This window comes from Streptomyces sp. NPDC002520, from assembly GCF_053595235.1.
In genome coordinates this window covers 16,677-33,782 of the sequence record NZ_JBSFXG010000050.1, presented here as the reverse complement: position 1 = coordinate 33,782, position 17,106 = coordinate 16,677, and the positions used below count along the sequence as shown (strand labels likewise).

At 71.0% G+C, this 17,106-nt stretch carries 16 protein-coding genes; 2 read left to right on the top strand and 14 right to left on the bottom strand.

What is annotated here, in order from left to right; genetic code table 11:
* Nucleotides 1–75: 75 nt before the first annotated feature.
* From ACWD5D_RS40370 to pgsA, 14 genes are all read right to left on the bottom strand, one after another.
* On the bottom strand, nucleotides 76–615 hold the full coding sequence (locus ACWD5D_RS40370) for an adenine phosphoribosyltransferase (RefSeq protein WP_451377734.1): 540 nt from the start codon (nucleotides 613–615) through the stop codon (nucleotides 76–78).
* The gene (gene secF, locus ACWD5D_RS40365) at nucleotides 612–1,718 is read right to left on the bottom strand and encodes a protein translocase subunit SecF (protein ID WP_451377733.1); all 1,107 of its coding nucleotides are present in this window, start codon (nucleotides 1,716–1,718) and stop codon (nucleotides 612–614) included. Before secF ends, ACWD5D_RS40370 begins: the two co-directional genes overlap by 4 nt.
* Nucleotides 1,719–1,722: 4 nt before the next feature.
* Nucleotides 1,723–3,510 carry a protein translocase subunit SecD gene (secD, locus tag ACWD5D_RS40360; protein WP_451377732.1) on the bottom strand — a complete coding sequence of 596 codons (1,788 nt, stop codon included), beginning with the start codon at nucleotides 3,508–3,510 and terminating at the stop codon, nucleotides 1,723–1,725.
* Between the two features lie 141 nt (nucleotides 3,511–3,651).
* The gene (yajC, locus tag ACWD5D_RS40355; protein WP_451377731.1) at nucleotides 3,652–4,158 is read right to left on the bottom strand and encodes a preprotein translocase subunit YajC; all 507 of its coding nucleotides are present in this window, start codon (nucleotides 4,156–4,158) and stop codon (nucleotides 3,652–3,654) included.
* Nucleotides 4,159–4,336: 178 nt separating this feature from the next.
* Nucleotides 4,337–5,431: a Holliday junction branch migration DNA helicase RuvB gene (gene ruvB, locus ACWD5D_RS40350; RefSeq protein ID WP_451377730.1), complete on the bottom strand. Its 1,095-nt coding sequence runs from the start codon at nucleotides 5,429–5,431 to the stop codon at nucleotides 4,337–4,339.
* 28 nt (nucleotides 5,432–5,459) lie between these two features.
* On the bottom strand, nucleotides 5,460–6,065 hold the full coding sequence (gene ruvA, locus ACWD5D_RS40345; protein ID WP_451377729.1) for a Holliday junction branch migration protein RuvA: 606 nt from the start codon (nucleotides 6,063–6,065) through the stop codon (nucleotides 5,460–5,462).
* Complete coding sequence (ruvC, locus tag ACWD5D_RS40340; RefSeq protein ID WP_451377728.1) at nucleotides 6,062–6,601, bottom strand: crossover junction endodeoxyribonuclease RuvC; 540 nt, start codon at nucleotides 6,599–6,601, stop codon at nucleotides 6,062–6,064. Before ruvC ends, ruvA begins: the two co-directional genes overlap by 4 nt.
* A gap of 159 nt (nucleotides 6,602–6,760) precedes the next feature.
* The gene (locus ACWD5D_RS40335) at nucleotides 6,761–7,513 is read right to left on the bottom strand and encodes a YebC/PmpR family DNA-binding transcriptional regulator (protein WP_451377727.1); all 753 of its coding nucleotides are present in this window, start codon (nucleotides 7,511–7,513) and stop codon (nucleotides 6,761–6,763) included.
* 49 nt (nucleotides 7,514–7,562) lie between these two features.
* Nucleotides 7,563–8,168, bottom strand: a complete 606-nt coding sequence (gene pdxT, locus ACWD5D_RS40330) for a pyridoxal 5'-phosphate synthase glutaminase subunit PdxT (RefSeq protein ID WP_451377726.1) — start codon at nucleotides 8,166–8,168, stop codon at nucleotides 7,563–7,565.
* A gap of 13 nt (nucleotides 8,169–8,181) precedes the next feature.
* Nucleotides 8,182–9,087 carry a pyridoxal 5'-phosphate synthase lyase subunit PdxS gene (pdxS, locus tag ACWD5D_RS40325; protein WP_031161827.1) on the bottom strand — a complete coding sequence of 302 codons (906 nt, stop codon included), beginning with the start codon at nucleotides 9,085–9,087 and terminating at the stop codon, nucleotides 8,182–8,184.
* 118 nt (nucleotides 9,088–9,205) lie between these two features.
* Nucleotides 9,206–9,748, bottom strand: a complete 543-nt coding sequence (locus tag ACWD5D_RS40320; protein WP_451377725.1) for a hypothetical protein — start codon at nucleotides 9,746–9,748, stop codon at nucleotides 9,206–9,208.
* A gap of 229 nt (nucleotides 9,749–9,977) precedes the next feature.
* On the bottom strand, nucleotides 9,978–11,138 hold the full coding sequence (locus ACWD5D_RS40315) for a glycosyltransferase family 4 protein (RefSeq protein WP_451377724.1): 1,161 nt from the start codon (nucleotides 11,136–11,138) through the stop codon (nucleotides 9,978–9,980).
* Entirely contained in the window at nucleotides 11,135–12,043 is a 909-nt protein-coding gene (locus ACWD5D_RS40310; protein WP_451377723.1) for a phosphatidylinositol mannoside acyltransferase, read from the bottom strand. The genes ACWD5D_RS40315 and ACWD5D_RS40310 overlap by 4 nt, the downstream gene beginning before the upstream one ends.
* Nucleotides 12,040–12,714, bottom strand: a complete 675-nt coding sequence (gene pgsA, locus ACWD5D_RS40305; RefSeq protein ID WP_451377756.1) for a phosphatidylinositol phosphate synthase — start codon at nucleotides 12,712–12,714, stop codon at nucleotides 12,040–12,042. The genes ACWD5D_RS40310 and pgsA overlap by 4 nt, the downstream gene beginning before the upstream one ends.
* Nucleotides 12,715–12,995: 281 nt before the next feature.
* On the opposite strand from pgsA, the gene ACWD5D_RS40300 reads away from it, so the two are divergent.
* Both ACWD5D_RS40300 and ACWD5D_RS40295 read left to right on the top strand, forming a co-directional pair.
* Nucleotides 12,996–15,194 (top strand): elongation factor G-like protein EF-G2, encoded by a 2,199-nt coding sequence (locus tag ACWD5D_RS40300; protein ID WP_451377722.1) that lies wholly within the window; start codon nucleotides 12,996–12,998, stop codon nucleotides 15,192–15,194.
* A gap of 212 nt (nucleotides 15,195–15,406) precedes the next feature.
* On the top strand, nucleotides 15,407–17,059 hold the full coding sequence (locus ACWD5D_RS40295; protein WP_451377721.1) for a hypothetical protein: 1,653 nt from the start codon (nucleotides 15,407–15,409) through the stop codon (nucleotides 17,057–17,059).
* Nucleotides 17,060–17,106: the final 47 nt, after the last annotated feature.

The window sequence follows — 17,106 nt, the reverse complement described above, 5'->3', positions numbered from 1 at the left end:
CGCCGGAGCGGAGGGCGGGAAACGCGGAACGGCCCCGGCGGGGCCGGGGCCGTTCCGTGTGCGCATACCGTGCGCTCAGATCTGGAGCAGCGCCTCCAACGGCGCCCCGCTCAGCGCGGACTCCAGCCGCGCCCGGCCTCCCAGGAAGCCCAGCTCCATCAGCACCGCGAGCCCGCAGACCTCGGCACCCGCCCGCTGGATCAGCTGGATCGCGGCCTCGGCCGTACCCCCGGTGGCGAGTACGTCGTCGACGATCAGCACCCGGTCCTCGGAGGTCAGGTCCTCCGCGTGCACCTCGATCTCGGCCGACCCGTACTCCAGGTCGTACGCCTGCCGCAGCGTCGCACCGGGGAGCTTGCCCGCCTTGCGGACGGGGATGAACCCGAGCCCGGCCCGCACGGCCACCGGCGCGCCCAGGATGAATCCCCGGGCCTCCAGCCCGACGACCTTGGTCGCCCCGGTGTTCGCGGCGATCTCGGCCAGCGCGTCGGTCAGCGCCGTGAACGCGGCCGGGTCCGCCAGGAGCGGCGTGATGTCCTTGAACATCACGCCCTGCTCCGGGTAGTCGGCCACATCGCGGATGCGGCTGAGCAGCAGCTCCTGGATGTCCGTCATCGACGCTTCCCCGAGGTGCGGCCGCGTCCCCGGTTGCGGGGTGCGACCTGGTCGCGCGGACCCACCACGGCGTGCGCTGCGTCGTCGGCCTCGGCACCGGCGGGCCGGGGGTCCTCCGTGTCCGCCTCGGTGGCGGCCTGCGCCCGCTTGGCCAGGACCCGCTTGCGCAGGGCCTTCATCGCCGGCTCGCGCTCCTTGAGGTCGGCGACGAGCGGCGTGGCGATGAAGATCGACGAGTACGCACCGGCCGCGAGGCCGACGAACAGCGACAGCGAGATGTCGTTCAGCGTGCCGGCGCCGAGGAAGCCGCCGCCGATGAACAGCAGGCCCGCCACGGGCAGCAGCGCGACCACGGTGGTGTTGACGGAGCGCACCAGCGTGCCGTTGATCGACTGGTTGGCGATGTCGCTGTAGGTGAAGCGGGTCTGCTTGGTGATGTCCTTCGTCTGCTCCTTGAGGCTGTCGAAGACGACGACCGTGTCGTAGAGCGAGTAACCCAGGATCGTCAGCAGACCGATGACCGTACCGGGCGTGACCTCGAAGCCGACGAGGGCGTAGATACCGGTCGTGATGGTGATGTCGTGGATCAGCGCGACGAGTGCCGCGATGGCCATGCGCCACTCGAAGGCGATGGCCAGGTAGATCACCACGAGCACCATGAAGATCGCCAGGCCCTGCCAGGCCTTGCTGGCGATCTGCTCACCCCAGCTGGGGCCGACGAGGTCGGCGTTCAGCTTCTCGGGGTTGAGGTTCAGGTCCTTGGCCAGCGTCTGCTTGATCTGGTCGGACTTGTCGGTCTCGATGCCCGCGATCTGGATGCGCAGGCTGCCGTTGCCGAGCTTCTGCACGACGGCCTCGTGGCCCGAGGCGTCCTTGGCGTAGCCCTCCGCCTGGGCGACGGAGGTGCTCATGCCCGTCGGCGTCGTGAAGACCGCTCCGCCCTGGAACTCGATGCCCATGTTCAGGCCGCGCACCGCCAGGCCGACGATGGCCGTGATGGTGATCAGGATGGAGATGCCGTACCAGAGCTTGCGCTTGCCGATGAAGTCGTAGCTGATCTCGCCGCGGTGCAGCCGGGCGCCGAGGTTGCCGAGTTTCGACATTCGCTCACGCCTCCTTCGGGTCGACGGAGCCGGCGGCAGGACCGGCGGGACGGCGGGTACGGCGCAGCGGCGGCTTGGCGCCCAGGCTCTTGGGGTCGAGTCCGGACCACTTGTGGCCGTTCGCGAAGAACGGGCGGCGGGCGAGGAGCGTCATGAGCGGCTTCGTGAAGAAGAAGACCACGACCACGTCGAGCACGGTGGTCAGGCCGAGCGTGAACGCGAAGCCCTGCACCTTGCCGACGGTGACGATGAACAGCACGGCGGCGGCGAGGAACGACACGAAGTCGGAGACCAGGATGGTGCGCCGGGCGCGCGGCCAGGCCCGCTCGACGGCGGGGCGCAGCGAGCGGCCCTCGCGGATCTCGTCCCGGATGCGTTCGAAGTACACGATGAACGAGTCCGCGGTGATACCGATGGCCACGATGGCGCCACAGACGGCCGGCAGGTTCAGCGCGAAGCCGATGGCCGGGCCGAGCAGCGACATGAGCACGTAGGTGAGGATCGCCGAGACCAGCAGGGAGGCCATGGCCACGAGCGACAGACCGCGGTAGTAGGCGACCAGGTAGATCACGACCAGGGCGAGGCCGATGGCGCCTGCGAGCAGACCGGCGTGCAGCTGCTCGCCGCCGAGCGCGGCGGTCACCGTGGTGACGGTCTCCTCCTTGAAGGAGAGCGGCAGAGCACCGTAGGACAGCATGTTGGACAGGCTCTGCGCCTCCGCTTGCGTGAACCTGCCGGTGATCTCCGCCTGGCCGCCGGTGATGGCGCTCTGCACGTACGGGCTGGAGACGACGTTGCCGTCGAGGACGATGGCGAACTCGTTCTGCGGCTGCTGGTTCTTGGCCAGCGTGCCGGTGATGTCCGCGAACTTCTTGGACCCGCCGGAGGTGAAGTTCATCTGGACCTGCCAGCCGGCGGCGCCCTGGGTGTCGAAGGTCGCCTGGGCGTTCTTCACGTCGGTACCGTCCACGGCGGCCGGGCCGAGCAGGTACTTGTACCAGACCTTGTCGACCTCACCACAGGCCACGGTGGGCTCGCCGGGCTTGGCGCTGGTGCCGGCCTTCGCGCGGTCGGCGGGCTTGGAGCAGTCCAGGGCGGCGTACTGGGCCTGGAGCTTGCTTTCGGCGCTGCTGCCGGAGGGCGACGCGGAGGGGCTCGCGGAGGAGCTGGAGCCGGCCGAGGCGCTCGGGGAGGACGACGGCGTGGCGTCGGCCTTGAGAGCGTCGGTGACCGCGCGGCCCTGCGAGGTGGCGGAGGCCGTCGGGGTGGGCGAGGACGCCTTCTGGCCCGAGGAGGCGCTGCTCGACGGGCTCGCGGACGTGCTGCCCGAGGGGCTCGGGGAGCCGCTGCCGCTGGAGGAGGCGCTGGGCGACGGGTTCGCCGCGGGGCCGGTGGGCTGGCTGGCGAGGACCGGGCGGAAGTACAGCTTGGCGGTGGTGCCGACCTGCTGCTGGGCCTCCTTGGAGTTGGTGCCCTTGGGGATGTTGACGATGATGTGGTCGTTCCCCTGGGTCTGCACCTCCGCCTCGGAGACACCAAGACCGTTGACACGGCGGTTCATGATGTCGACCGCGGTGTCCATGTTGGCCTTGTTGATCGCCGACCCCTGGTCGGCCTTCGCCTTGAGCGTGATGCTCGTGCCACCGGCCAGGTCGATGCCGAGACGCGGAGTGGTGTGTCCGGAGAGGAACATCCCCCCGGTGAGCGCCACGATGGCGATCAGGATGAGGGCCAGCGAGCGCCCTGGCTTGCTCTGGGCACTCGCACTCCGGCCCCTCTTAGGTGCTGCCACCTTCTCGTACTCCCTCTCGGGCCGCTCGGCGCCCGGTCGGCGCGGTCGGCCATGACATGGTGTCGGGTTCCTCTGCGGGAAACAGAAGCGCCCGGGGACGCGCAGTGCGGTCAAGCCGCGCCGCGCCGCCCCGGGACGTGACTACTTCGCGTCGGAGTCGCCGTCGGTCTTCTTCGGCTCTTCGTCGGACTTCGCCTCGGCGGCCTCGGCCGTGTCGGCCTTGTCCTCGGCCTTGTCCTCGTCAGCGTCCTTCTTACCGAGGTCGACGGCCTTGTCGTCGGAGGCGGCGGCAACGGCGTCGGTCGCGTCGCTCTCGGTGAGGGAGGAGGCGTCGTCCGGGACGATGTCGGACTTCAGGTCGTGCTCGATGCCGTGGACGATGCGGTTGTACTCGTCGTCGGAGAGGACGGCGCCGATGGCGTTCTTGGCGAAGAGGAGATCGATACCAGGGCCGGCGTCGAGGAGGACCGTGTCCTCGTTGACCTCCTTGACCGTGGCGTACATGCCCCCGATGGTGCGGACACCGGATCCGGGCTGCATCTCGTTCCGCATGTTCGCGGCCTGCTGCTGCTTCTTCTTCGCCGAGCGCGTCATCAGGAACATGGCCGCGATGAGCACGATGAACGGGAGAAGGGTCAAGGTATTCACGGGACGGAATTTCCTTCGCGCGACCGCGCGGTGAGAGCGGCCTGTTGTATGGGGGTTGGTCGACGCCGCCCGCATGGGCGGCATCGGCGGAGTCTAAGCGAGTCCGCGTGCATGGAACAACGCTCAGCATGGCACCTGGGTTCCTGACCCCGCCAATGCCCTCGTCACCGCGGCGCCGTCACGCCCCGAACAGGTCCTGTTGTCCGTTTCCCGCAGCTGACGAGCGTGGTGCGGTCAGGCCGAGATGTGCCCACGCAGCGGGCGTGGCGACCCGGCCGCGCGGAGTGCGGGCGAGCAGACCCTCCCGGACGAGGAAGGGCTCGGCGACCTCCTCCACGGTCTCGCGCTCCTCCCCCACCGCGACCGCGAGCGTCGACAGGCCCACCGGACCGCCGCCGAAGAGCTTCAGCAGCGCTTCCAGGACGGCCCGGTCCAGGCGGTCGAGGCCGCGCTCGTCCACCTCGTAGACGGCCAGGGCGGCCGCGGCGATCTCGCGGGTGATCACGCCGTCCGCCTTGACCTGCGCATAGTCGCGCACCCGGCGCAGCAGGCGGTTGGCGATGCGGGGCGTGCCCCGGGAGCGGCCGGAGATCTCGGCGGCGCCGCGCGGGTCGATCTCGACGTCGAGCAGACCGGCCGAGCGGTGCACGACCCGCTCCAGTTCGGTCGGCTCGTAGAACTCCATGTGCGCGGTGAAGCCGAAGCGGTCGCGCAGCGGGGGCGGCAGCAGGCCCGCGCGCGTGGTGGCGCCGACCAGGGTGAACGGGGGCAGTTCCAGGGGGATGGCGGTGGCGCCGGGTCCCTTGCCGACGATGACGTCGACGCGGAAATCCTCCATCGCCATGTACAGCATCTCCTCGGCGGGCCGGGACATGCGGTGGATCTCGTCGAGGAAGAGGACCTCGCCCTCCTGGAGGGAGGAGAGGATCGCGGCGAGGTCGCCTGCGTGCTGGATGGCGGGGCCCGAGGTGATGCGGATGGGAGCGCCCATCTCGGCCGCGATGATCATCGACAGAGTGGTCTTGCCGAGGCCGGGGGCGCCGGAGAGCAGCACGTGGTCGGCGGTGGCGCCGCGCGCGCGTGCGGCGCGCAGGACGAGGTCGAGCTGCTCGCGGACCTTCTCCTGGCCGATGAACTCGCCGAGGTCCTTCGGGCGCAGGGCCGCCTCGACGGCCTGGTCCTCCCCGCCGGCCACCGAGTCCACCAGCCGCTCGGCGGCGGGGTCAACGAGCCGCTCCTCGGCGGACGTGTCGGTGGTGTCGTCCCAGTTCACTGAGGTACTCCTAGCTGGGTGGCGCAGGTCAGCGGGCGCGGTTCAGGGTCTGCAGGGCGGCCTTCAGCAGCGGGCCCACCTGGGGGGTGCCGCCCGCGGCCTCGGCCTGGGGGGCCACGGCGGAGACCGCCTCGTCGGCCTCGCGGGTGGCATAGCCGAGACCGATGAGTGCCGCGTGCAGCTGGTCGCGCCAGCCCTGGCCGGCCGGGGCGCCGACGGAGGGGGCGCCGGTGGGTGCGCCGAGCCGGTCCTTCAGCTCCAGCAGCAGCTTCTGCGCGCCCTTCTTGCCGATGCCGGGGACGGCGGTGAGTGCCTTCTCGTCACCGGTGGCGACGGCACGGCGCAGGGCGTCCGGAGTGTGCACGGCGAGCATCGCCTGAGCGAGGCGCGGGCCGACCCCGCTCGCGGTCTGCAGCAGTTCGAAGACCTGGCGCTCGTCGTCGTCGGCGAAGCCGTAGAGGGTCAGCGAGTCCTCGCGGACCACGAGGGAGGTGTGCAGCTTGGCGGGCCGGCCCATGCGGAGCGTGGACAGCGTGTTCGGCGTGCACTGGACGGCCATGCCGACGCCGCCGACCTCGACGACCGCGGCGTCGGGGGCGAGTGCGGCGACCGTGCCGCTGACGAAGGCGATCATGCCGTACGGCCTTTCGTTGCGTTGACTGTGTGGCGGGCGACCGCCTGCTGGAGCCGGTTCTGGGCGGGGGCGCGCCAGATGTGGCAGATGGCGAGCGCGAGAGCGTCGGCGGCGTCGGCCGGTCTGGGCGGCGCGGAGAGCCGCAGCAGCCGGGTGACCATGGCGCCGACCTGCGCCTTGTCGGCCCGTCCGCTGCCGGTGACGGCGGCCTTGACCTCGCTGGGCGTGTGCAGGGCGACCGGGATGCCGCGCCGGGCGGCGCACAGCATGGCGACGGCGCTGGCCTGGGCGGTGCCCATGACGGTACGGACGTTGTGCTGGCTGAAGACGCGCTCGACGGCGACGAACTCGGGCCGGTGCGTGTCCAGCCACTCCTCGAGGCCCTGCTCGACGGCGAGCAGCCGGTGGCTCAGATCCGCGTCCGCGGGCGTACGTACGACGCCCACGCCGAGCATGGTGAGCGGGCGGCCCGCGACCCCCTCGACGACGCCGACACCGCAGCGTGTCAGCCCGGGGTCCACCCCCAGTACGCGCACGCGCGCCCCTCCCTCCGCCGACTCGATCAGCCGACTCGATCAGCTGTTTGTGCAGGCTATCGGTTGCCACCGACAACGCCCCGCACCGTCGACGGTACGGCGACGGGCCGACGGGGTGTGTCCCGTCGGCCCGTAAGACCTGCGAAGCTCGCGGCAGCGCTACGCGTCGACCTTCTCCATGATCTCGTCGCTGACGTCGAAGTTGGCGAAGACGTTCTGCACGTCGTCGCTGTCCTCCAGCGCGTCGATCAGCTTGAAGATCTTCCGGGCGCCCTCTTCGTCGAGTTCGACCTGGACCGAGGGGACGAAGCTGGACTCGGCGGAGTCGTAGTCGATGCCGGCCTCCTGGAGGGCGGTGCGGACCGCGACCAGGTCGGTGGCCTCGCTGATGACCTCGAAGGTCTCGCCGAGGTCGTTGACCTCCTCGGCGCCCGCGTCCAGCACGGCGTCGAGGACGTCGTCCTCGGACAGCTCACCCTTGGGAACGATGACGACGCCCTTGCGGCTGAACATGTACGACACCGAACCGGGGTCGGCCATGTTGCCGCCGTTGCGGGTCATGGCGACGCGCACGTCGGAGGCGGCGCGGTTGCGGTTGTCGGTGAGGCACTCGATCAGCACCGCGACGCCGTTGGGGCCGTAGCCCTCGTACATGATCGTCTCGTAGTCGGCGCCACCGGCCTCGAGTCCACCGCCGCGCTTGATCGCGGAATCGATGTTCTTGTTCGGTACCGACTGCTTCTTGGCCTTCTGGACGGCGTCGTAGAGGGTCGGGTTACCCTCCAGGTCGACGCCACCCATGCGCGCCGCGACCTCGATGTTCTTGATCAGCTTCGCGAAGAGCTTGCCGCGCTTGGCGTCGATCACGGCCTTCTTGTGCTTCGTCGTGGCCCATTTAGAGTGGCCGGACATCTGCCTGTCTCCTTCGCGTAACCCATCTCTGTAACGAACGCCAGAGATCCTACAAGGACTCCGCCGCCGTGCTCGCGCGCACCATGTCCACGAACAGGGAGTGCACGCGGTGGTCGCCGGTCAGTTCCGGGTGGAACGACGTGGCGAGCGCGTTGCCCTGACGGACCGCGACGATGTGGCCGTCGTGCTCGGCGAGCACCTCGGCCCCGGCGCCCACGGACTCGACCCAGGGGGCGCGGATGAAGACGCCCTCCACAGGATCGCCCGGGACGCCCAGGACGTCGACCGAGGCCTCGAAGGACTCGTTCTGGCGGCCGAAGGCGTTGCGGCGCACGATCATGTCGATGCCGCCGATGGTCTCCTGGCCCGAGCGCGGGTCGAGGATCTTGTCGGCGAGCATGATCATGCCGGCGCAGGTGCCGTAGACGGGCATGCCGTCCCGCACGCGCGCGCGGAGGGGCTCCATCACTCCGAAGAGGACGGCCAGCTTGGAGATGGTGGTGGACTCGCCGCCGGGCAGGACGAGACCGTCGACCTCGGCGAGTTCCTCGGGGCGCCGCACCGGCCTGGCCACGGCGTCTGCCGCGGCCAGGGCGATGAGGTGCTCCCGTACGTCGCCCTGGAGGGCCAGGACGCCAATGACGGGGGTGTTCATGTGTTCCGGCGCCTTACCAGCCGCGGTTGGCGTAGCGCTCGGTCTCGGGGAGCGTGTCGCAGTTGATGCCGACCATGGCCTCGCCGAGGTTGCGGGACGCGTCCGCGATGATCTTCGGGTCGTCGTAGAAGGTGGTGGCCTTCACGATGGCGGCGGCGCGCTTGGCCGGGTCGCCGGACTTGAAGATGCCGGAGCCGACGAAGACGCCCTCGGCGCCGAGCTGGCGCATCAGAGCGGCGTCGGCCGGGGTGGCGACGCCACCGGCGGAGAAGAGGACCACCGGGAGCTTGCCCAGCTCGGCGACCTCCTTGACCAGCTCGTACGGGGCGCGCAGCTCCTTGGCGGCGGCGTACAGCTCGTGGTTGTCGAAGCCGCGCAGCTTGGCGATCTCGTTCTTGATCTGGCGCAGGTGACGGACGGCCTCGACGACGTTGCCGGTACCGGCCTCGCCCTTGGAACGGATCATCGCCGCGCCCTCGGCGATGCGGCGCAGGGCCTCGCCCAGGTTGGTGGCACCGCACACGAAGGGGGTCGTGAAGGACCACTTGTCGGAGTGGTTGACCTCGTCGGCCGGGGTGAGGACCTCGGACTCGTCGATGTAGTCCACGCCGAGGGACTGCAGGACCTGGGCCTCGACGAAGTGGCCGATGCGGGACTTCGCCATGACCGGGATGGAGACGGCGTCGATGATGCCTTCGATCATGTCCGGGTCGGACATACGGGCCACGCCGCCGTCCTTGCGGATGTCGGCCGGGACCCGCTCCAGGGCCATGACGGCGACGGCGCCCGCGTCCTCGGCGATCTTCGCCTGCTCCGGCGTGACGACGTCCATGATCACGCCGCCCTTGAGCTGCTCGGCCATGCCGCGCTTCACGCGCGCGGTGCCGGTCTCGGGAGCCTGGTTCTCGGTGGTGGACACGGGTGACCTCGCTGAAGGAAAAAAGAGGGTTTCTGGTGCCAGAGCAGGAAACGTGAACGGACCAGGCCACAGCAAGGGCCAATGGCAACCCGGTGGATCGTTTTCGTCCACCGCGGGTTCAGGCGGCCCGCTCCACCAGGGCCGTGGGCGGCTCGTCGTCCATCTCGAAGGCCAGCGGGAACGGGGCGTGACCGGCCAGCCGGAACCAGCGCACCTTGCGGTGCTCGCGGAGCCTGCGAGCGGCCCCCACGGCGTCGTTGTGGAAGCGGCGGGCCATCGGTACCCGGCGCACCGCCTCGGCGAGCTCACGGGCCGCCTCCTCGCCTCCAGGGGCCTCTCGTACGGCCTCGACCTGCTGCGGATCCGCGAAGACCGCGCGAAGGGCCTGGCTCAGCTCGCTCTCCGCGACCTCCCGCTGCTCCTCCTCGGCCTGCCGGGCGGCGTGCGCGGCCTCGTAGAGCACGATCGAGGCGGCCGGGTCCAGCACGCCCGAGGTGGCCAATTCCTGGGCCACGGACGCCCTGCGCAGCAGCTGTGCGTCGAGGGCCGCGCGGGCGGCGTCCATCCGCACGTGCAGCCGGTCCAGCCGCCCGGCCGTCCAGCTCAGGTACAGGCCGACGGCCACGAGGGCGACGAGGATCCAGATGAGGGTTGGAGTCACGGGCGAAGGCTATCGGGGCATCGCGGCCACGCACGAAGGCGTCGGCGCCCCGCTCCGTCCGGCTCCTACCTGCTCCACCCCGCTCCGACCCGCTCCGCCTCGATCCCGAGGCGGTGCCGCGTCGGTCTCCGGTCTCAGGCCGGTGCACCGCCGCGGTCTCAGGTCGGCGCCGCGTCGGTCTCAGGTCGGCGCCGCGTCGGCCCCAGGCCGGTGCCGCGCCGCTCTCGCGTCAGTCCCGTGCCAGCCCGAACCGCGCCCGCAGCCTCGACCGCTCGTCCGCCGCCACCGCCGCCGTGCCCGTCGTCACCGTCTCGTACACCGACAGGATGTCCGCGCCGACCGTGGACCAGTCGAACCGCCGCACGTGGGCGCTCCCCCGCTCGCGCAGTTCGGCCCGCCGCTCCGGGTCCGCGAGCAGGCGTACGGCCGCTTCGGCGAGCGCGTCCGCGTCCTCGTTGGCGAAGACCTCGCCGGCCGCGCCCTGGTCGAGGACCTGGACGAAGGCGTCGAGGTCGGAGGCGAGGACGGGGGCGCCCGCCGACATGGCCTCCACGAGGATGATGCCGAAGCTCTCGCCGCCGGTGTTGGGCGCGACGTACAGGTCGACGCTGCGCAGGAAGCGGGCCTTGTCCTCGTCGCTGACCATGCCGAGGAACTCCACGCGCGAGCGCAGTTCCGCGGGCAGGTCCTCGACGGCCGCCTCCGCGTCGCCCCGGCCCGCGACCAGCAGGCGCGTCTGCGGGCGGGCGGCCAGGATCTTCGGGAGCGCCTTCATCAGCACCGGAAGGCCCTTGCGGGGCTCGTCGATCCGGCCGATGAAGCCCATCGTGTCCCCCTGCCACTCGGGCTTGGGCTCGGCCCCGGCGAAGAAGTCGACGTCGACACCGTTGGGGATGACCACCGCGTCCCCGCCCAGGTGCTCGACCAGGGTGCGGCGGGCGTACTCGCTGACCGCGATGCGGGCGCTGATCTTCTCCAGCGCGGCCTGGAGGATCGCGTACGCGGCGATCATCGCGCGCGAGCGCGGGTTGGAGGTGTGGAAGGTGGCCACGATGGGGCCCTGTGCCGCCCAGCAGGTCAGCAGGCCCAGCGACGGGGACGTCGGCTCGTGGATGTGGACCACGTCGAACGCGCCCTCGTGCAGCCAGCGCCGCACCCGCGCGGCCGACAGGAACCCGAAGTTCAGGCGGGCCACCGAGCCGTTGTACGGCACCGGGACCGCGCGGCCGGCCGAGACGACGTAGGGCGGCAGCGGGGTGTCGTCGTCGGCCGGGGCGAGGACGGAGACCTCGTGACCCAGCCGGATGAAGTACTCGGCGAGGTCGCGGATGTGGAACTGGACGCCACCGGGCACGTCCCAGGAGTACGGGCAGACGATCCCGATTCTCACGAGGGTCCCTTCGCGGGGTCGAGGTCGGCGAGCCACAGCCGCTGGAGCATGTGCCAGTCCTCCGGATGATCGGCGATCCCGGTGGCGAAGGCGTCGGCCAGCGCCTGTGTCATCACAGACGTCTTCTCGGCCCGCGTACCTGACTCCGGTACCTCGATCGGGGGATGCACCCGGCCTTGCATGACGGGCGACTCGTCGTACCAGAGCGTGACGGGCAGCAGCAGGGCGCCGGTCTGCTGGGCGAGCAGGGCCGGGCCCGCGGGCATCCGGGTGCGCTCGCCGAAGAACTCGACCTCGACGCCGGAGGCGGACAGGTCCCGGTCGGCGACCAGGCAGACCAGGCCGCCGTCGCGCAGCCGCCGGGCCAGGGTGCCGAAGGCGGAGCCGCCGCTGTGCGGCAGCACCTCCATGCCGAGGCCCTCGCGGTAGGCGACGAAGCGGTCGTAGAGCGTCTCGGGCTTCAGGCGCTCGGCGACCGTCGTGAAGGGCGTCTCCAGCTTGGTGGTGACCCAGGCGCCCGCGAGGTCGTAGTTGGCCATGTGCGGCAGCGCGAGGAGAACGCCCTGGTCCGAGGCGAGGCCGTCGGTCAGGTGGTGCACGTCCTTCGGGTCGAATCCGTTCCGTACGCGCTCACGGCTCCAGGCCGGCAGCCGGAAGGACTCCATCCAGTAGCGCAGGTAGGAGCGCATGCCCGCGCGCGAGAGCTCCGCGAGCCGCTCGGGGCCGGCGTCGGGCACCACGCGCGCGTAGTTGCTCTCCAGCCGCTGGACGCCCTTGCCGCGCTGCTTCCAGGCGAGGTCGGCGATGGTCCGCCCGAGACGGACCGCGACGGGTTCGGGGAGCTTCTTGACGGTGCTCCAGCCGAGGCCGTACAGCGCGTCGGTGAAGCGGTCGGCGGTGCTCACTTGGCCGCCTCGCTCCCCCGGGACGCGTTGTGCCGCGCGGCCTCGTCCGCCTCAGCGGACTCGCGGCGGACGGTGACGACGCGCTGGACCAGCGTGACCAGGCTGCCCACGGCGACGATCCACAGGGCGATCGGCAGGAGCCACTGGATGCCCGGCACGCCGAACTTGTGAAGGCCCGCGAAACCGGCCGCGACCAGCGAGATCACCAGGCGCTCGGCGCGTTCGACGAGCCCGTTGACGGCGACGGGCAGCCCGATCGACTCGCCGCGCGCCTTGGTGTACGACACCACCTGGCCGCTGGCCAGGCAGAAGATCGAGACGGCGCACAGGACGTTGTCGTCGCCGTTGCCCGCGTACCACAGGGCGAAGCCGCCGAAGATCGCGCCGTCGGCGACCCGGTCCAGGGTGGAGTCCAGGAAGGCGCCCCAGCGGCTGGAGCGGCCCAGCTGGCGGGCCATGTTGCCGTCGACGAGATCGGAGAAGACGAAGAGCGTGATCACGACCGTTCCCCAGAAGAACTCGCCCCGGGGGTAGAAGACCAGCGCGCCCGCCACGACACCGGCCGTGCCGATGAGCGTCACCGTGTCGGGGCTCACGCCCCGGCGGATGAGAAACGCGGCGAACGGTGTGAGGACACGCGTGAAGAATGCACGCGCGTACTTGTTCAGCATGGCCTTCCCGACGGTCGGTGTCGCCGCGGCCCTGGTGGTCGCCGGCTGGCCCATCGTAGCCACGCACGCGCGCACGTGGCGGGCGGGCACCCGCAGCCGGTGCCGCGATCCCGTGATCATGCCTGCGAGCGTCCCGGGCGGTGCTTCGTGGTCATTCGTATGGACGCGACGTGACGGGAGTGGAAAGCTCGAAGGACCGCGGGCGTCGCCGGAGCCGCCACCGCACGCGGTTCCGCGTGTCCGTGCCCGCAGTGACCTCACCGTGTACGGGAGGCAGGATCATGGGCGACAAGGCGCAATCACACCCCGGGGCCGCCGGCAGGGCAGTGGCGGCCGACCAACCCGCGTCCGTACGGAATGTGGTGCTGGTCGGCCACTCCGGATCGGGCAAGACAACTCTGGTGGAGGCCCTCGCGCTGACCGCGGGGGCGGTGAACCGGGCGGGCCGCGTGGAGGACGGCGGCACCGTCTCCGACTACGACGACATCGAGCACCGGCAGCAACGTTCGGTACAGCTCTCCCTGGTCCCGGTCGTATGGGACGGCATCAAGATCAACATTCTCGACACCCCCGGCTACGCCGACTTCGTCGGGGAACTGCGGGCCGGTCTGCGCGCGGCGGACGCGGCCCTCTTCGTCGTCTCGGCCTCGGACGGGGTGGACGGCTCGACCCGGATGGTGTGGGAGGAGTGCGCGGCGGTCGGCATGCCCCGCGCGATCGTGATCACGCACCTGGAGGCCGCCCGCGCGGACTTCGAGGAGATGACCCGGATCTGCGCCGAGGCCTTCGGCGCCGACGACCCCGACGCCGTGCTGCCGCTGTACCTGCCGCTGCGCGGGCCCGAGGGTCCCGACGGGCACGCGCCCGTGACCGGGCTGGTCGGGCTGCTGTCGCAGAAGCTGTTCGACTACTCGACCGGGGAACGCGAGGAGTCCGAACCCGGCGAGGAGCAGCTGCCGGACATCGCCGGGGCCCGCAACAGGCTCATCGAGGGGATCATCGCCGAGAGCGAGGACGAGACCCTCATGGACCGCTATCTGGGCGGCGAGCAGATCGACGTCAAGACGCTGATCGAGGACCTGGAGCGGGCCGTCGCGCGCGGCACGTTCTTCCCCGTCCTGGCGGCCGCTCCCGCCGCCGAGGGCGCCCGGCAGGGCCTGGGCACGGTGGAGTTGCTGGAGCTCGTCACCCGCGGGTTCCCGACCCCGTTCGAGCATCCCCTGCCCGGGGTCACGACGATCGACGGCCGGACACGTGAGCTGACGCCCTGCGACACGGACGGTCCGCTGGTCGCCGAGGTCGTGAAGACCTCCTCCGACCCGTACGTCGGCCGTGTGTCCCTGGTGCGTGTCTTCTCCGGCACCCTGCGTCCCGAGGTGACGCTGCACGTCTCCGGGCACGGCCTCGCCGACCGCGGGCACGAGGACCACGACGTCGACGAGAAGATCGGCGCCCTGTCCATGGCCTTCGGCAAGCAGCAGCGCCCGGTGTCCCACGCCGTCGCGGGCGACCTGGTGTGCGTGGCCAAGCTCGGCCGCGCCGAGACCGGGGACACGCTCTCGGCCAAGGACGACCCGCTCCTGATGGAGCCCTGGCAGATGCCGGACCCGCTGCTGCCGCTCGCCATCCAGGCACACAGCAAGGCGGACGAGGACAAGCTCTCCCAGGGGCTCGCCCGCCTGGTCGCCGAGGACCCGACGATGCGGCTCGAACAGAACCAGGACACCCACCAGGTGGTGCTGTGGTGCCTGGGCGAGGCCCACGCGGACGTGGCCCTGGAGCGGCTGCGCAACCGGTACGGCGTCCAGGTCGACGTCGTCCCGCACCGGGTCTCCCTGCGGGAGACGTTCGCCGCGAAGGCCGGCGGGCGCGGCCGGCACGTGAAGCAGTCCGGCGGGCACGGGCAGTACGCGATCTGCGAGATCGAGGTGGAACCGCTGCCGGGCGGCTCAGGCATCGAGTTCGTGGACAAGGTGGTCGGCGGCGCCGTGCCCCGGCAGTTCATCCCGTCCGTGGAGAAGGGCGTACGGGCGCAGGCCGCCAAGGGCGTGGCCGCCGGGTATCCGCTGGTCGACGTGCGGATCACGCTGCTGGACGGCAAGGCGCACTCGGTGGACTCCTCCGACGCCGCCTTCCAGACGGCGGGCGCGCTCGCGCTGCGCGAGGCCGCGGCCGAGAGCCGGATCCATCTGCTGGAGCCGGTCGCCGAGGTGAGCGTGCTGGTCTCCGACGACTACGTGGGCGCGGTGATGAGCGACCTGTCGACCCGGCGCGGCCGGGTGCTCGGCACCGAACAGGTGGGCTCCGGGCGGACCTTGATCCGGGCCGAGGTCCCCGAGTTCGAGATCGGCCGGTACGCGATCGACCTGCGTTCCCTGTCGCACGGCACGGCCCGCTTCGACCGCGCGTACGTGCGGCACGAGCCGATGCCGCCCCAGGTGGCCGACCGGATCCGCGAACAGGCGGGCGAGACCCCCTAGTTCGCGCCTCGTCCACTCCGTGCGCCGGCGGGCGGCTTCGGCCGTCCGCCGACGCGCTGTCAGTGGTGGCGGATACGCTGATCTCCTGATCACGTCATGCCGAAGCCGTGCGGTCGCCGGACGATTTCGGCACGATGGCCTGTTCAACAGGTGTGCGGAGCAAGGAAGTCGGGAAGGCCGCAGGAGCGACACGGGCGGCGATGGGGGCGGGAATGTCGGTGGCAACGGAGTGGGACGGGCCTCAGGTGCCGGTCTCCGGTGACGCGGAGCAGGCGGCGACCTTCGCGCTGGCCTCGGCCGCCTACCGGGACAACGTGGTCGAGGACATCAAGAAGACCGACAACGAATGGCACAAGTCCACCGTCAAGCCGGGTCGCAAGTGGGCGACGATCCTCCGGCCCAACCTCGGCGAGGCCTTCTCGCGGGCCGTCGTCGACCGCATGCTGGCGCCTGGCCGCAAGCCGCTGATCCAGTCCTTCGGCGCCGAGCCACAGGTCGTCGTGGAGCACTGTCTGGCGGCGAACAACCTGCGCCGCGAGCGCGACAACCGGCTGTCCGCGGTGATGGTGCTGTGCGGCCTCATCTTCCTGCCCGGCCTGATCGGCTGGCTGCTCGTCTTCCAGCTGCGCACGTTCGTCGCCAAGCGGGACGACAAGCGGGCCGGTGCCCTGGCCACCGCACTGCTCACCGCGGTCGGCGTGGTCGCCGCCCTGTTCCTGCTGAAGATGCCGTTGAACGGGTTCTGGGGCTGGTACGCGCGTGCGTGCGTCGTCGTGCCGGTGCTCGGCTGGTTCTGGGCCAAGCAGATCTGCGAGCGCACCGCGAAGGACCTGCGGGCACGCTGGGACGGCCTACTCTCCGGCAGCAGTGTCGGCGCCAAGGTCCCCGAGGCCGTGCCGCGCGCCCCCGGCGAGACGGCCGCCGAGGCGCTGCGTCAGTCGCTGGCCCGGCTCAGCGCCGAGCAGCAGTCCAACTCGGTCTTCTACGCCGGCCCCAAGGGCATACTCGGCATGGGCACCCGCTGGGGTGCCTGGCAGCTCGCCGAGGAGCTGTCCCCCGCCGACCCCACCCGGGAGATCCACCCCTTCCGCAGCTGGGACGTCATACGCTCGATCCACGACCAGCTGCGCATGCTGGAGCGCGGCCCGCTGAACACCGGCGGCTTCCCCAAGCCGTCCATACGGCACTGGATCGTCACGCCGATCGGGGAGGGCGCGACCGCGGTGTCCCGGCCGGAGGGCACGGACGTCGAGGCGTTCCAGGTCAAGCAGCACGCCATACAGGAGATCTGCAACAAGCAGCAGTTCGGCAGCGGCGACCGGCACTACCTGGGCGTCCAGTGGACGCTGTGGGACGGGCAGCTGGTGATCACCATGATGATCACGGTCACCGTGCTGCACGAGACGCTGCGCATCGAGGTGACCGGGCACGCGCTGGGCCCGGTGAACCCGCTGTTCACCACCAAGCCGGAGCCGCCGAGCAAGGAAGTCGCCAAGTCCCTCAAGCCGTGGGAGACCCGCAAGGTCATGCTGCCGCTGGTCCCCACCGACGAGGTCGTGCGGCTCACCGCGCGCGCCCCGCTGACCTGGTACCCGCCGCTGCTCAACTGGCTCGGCGGCTCGCTCGCCCTGCCCGAGCCGTTCGGCCTGCGGCACGCCTGGGCCGACCAGCCGTGGCGGCACCGCTTCATGGCCGACGACGCGCTGCGTGCGGCCACGCCGGTGCTGCGAGTGGTGCACTCGGCCGCGATCAAGCTGCTCGAGGAGAACGGCGTGGACACGGAGAAGTTCGGCACGCGTTCGTCGTTCCTGAGCGGTCAGGTGCAGGACCCGACGCCGAGGAAGGCCGACCTGTACGACGCGTAGGCCTCCGGAGGTTCGGCCGGTGGGGATTCGTGGGCGCGCCTCGGAGG

What these genes read in the sequence shown, in the direction of transcription:
- secF (WP_451377733.1), bottom strand. Translation starts at nt 1,718, where the DNA reads ATGTCGAAACTCGGCAACCTCGGCGCCCGGCTGCACCGCGGCGAGATC.
- ruvA (WP_451377729.1), bottom strand. Translation starts at nt 6,065, where the DNA reads ATGATCGCCTTCGTCAGCGGCACGGTCGCCGCACTCGCCCCCGACGCC.
- ACWD5D_RS40370 (WP_451377734.1), bottom strand. Translation starts at nt 615, where the DNA reads ATGACGGACATCCAGGAGCTGCTGCTCAGCCGCATCCGCGATGTGGCC.
- ACWD5D_RS40300 (WP_451377722.1), top strand. Translation starts at nt 12,996, where the DNA reads ATGGGCGACAAGGCGCAATCACACCCCGGGGCCGCCGGCAGGGCAGTG.
- ACWD5D_RS40335 (WP_451377727.1), bottom strand. Translation starts at nt 7,513, where the DNA reads ATGTCCGGCCACTCTAAATGGGCCACGACGAAGCACAAGAAGGCCGTG.
- pgsA (WP_451377756.1), bottom strand. Translation starts at nt 12,714, where the DNA reads ATGCTGAACAAGTACGCGCGTGCATTCTTCACGCGTGTCCTCACACCG.
- pdxT (WP_451377726.1), bottom strand. Translation starts at nt 8,168, where the DNA reads ATGAACACCCCCGTCATTGGCGTCCTGGCCCTCCAGGGCGACGTACGG.
- ACWD5D_RS40295 (WP_451377721.1), top strand. Translation starts at nt 15,407, where the DNA reads ATGTCGGTGGCAACGGAGTGGGACGGGCCTCAGGTGCCGGTCTCCGGT.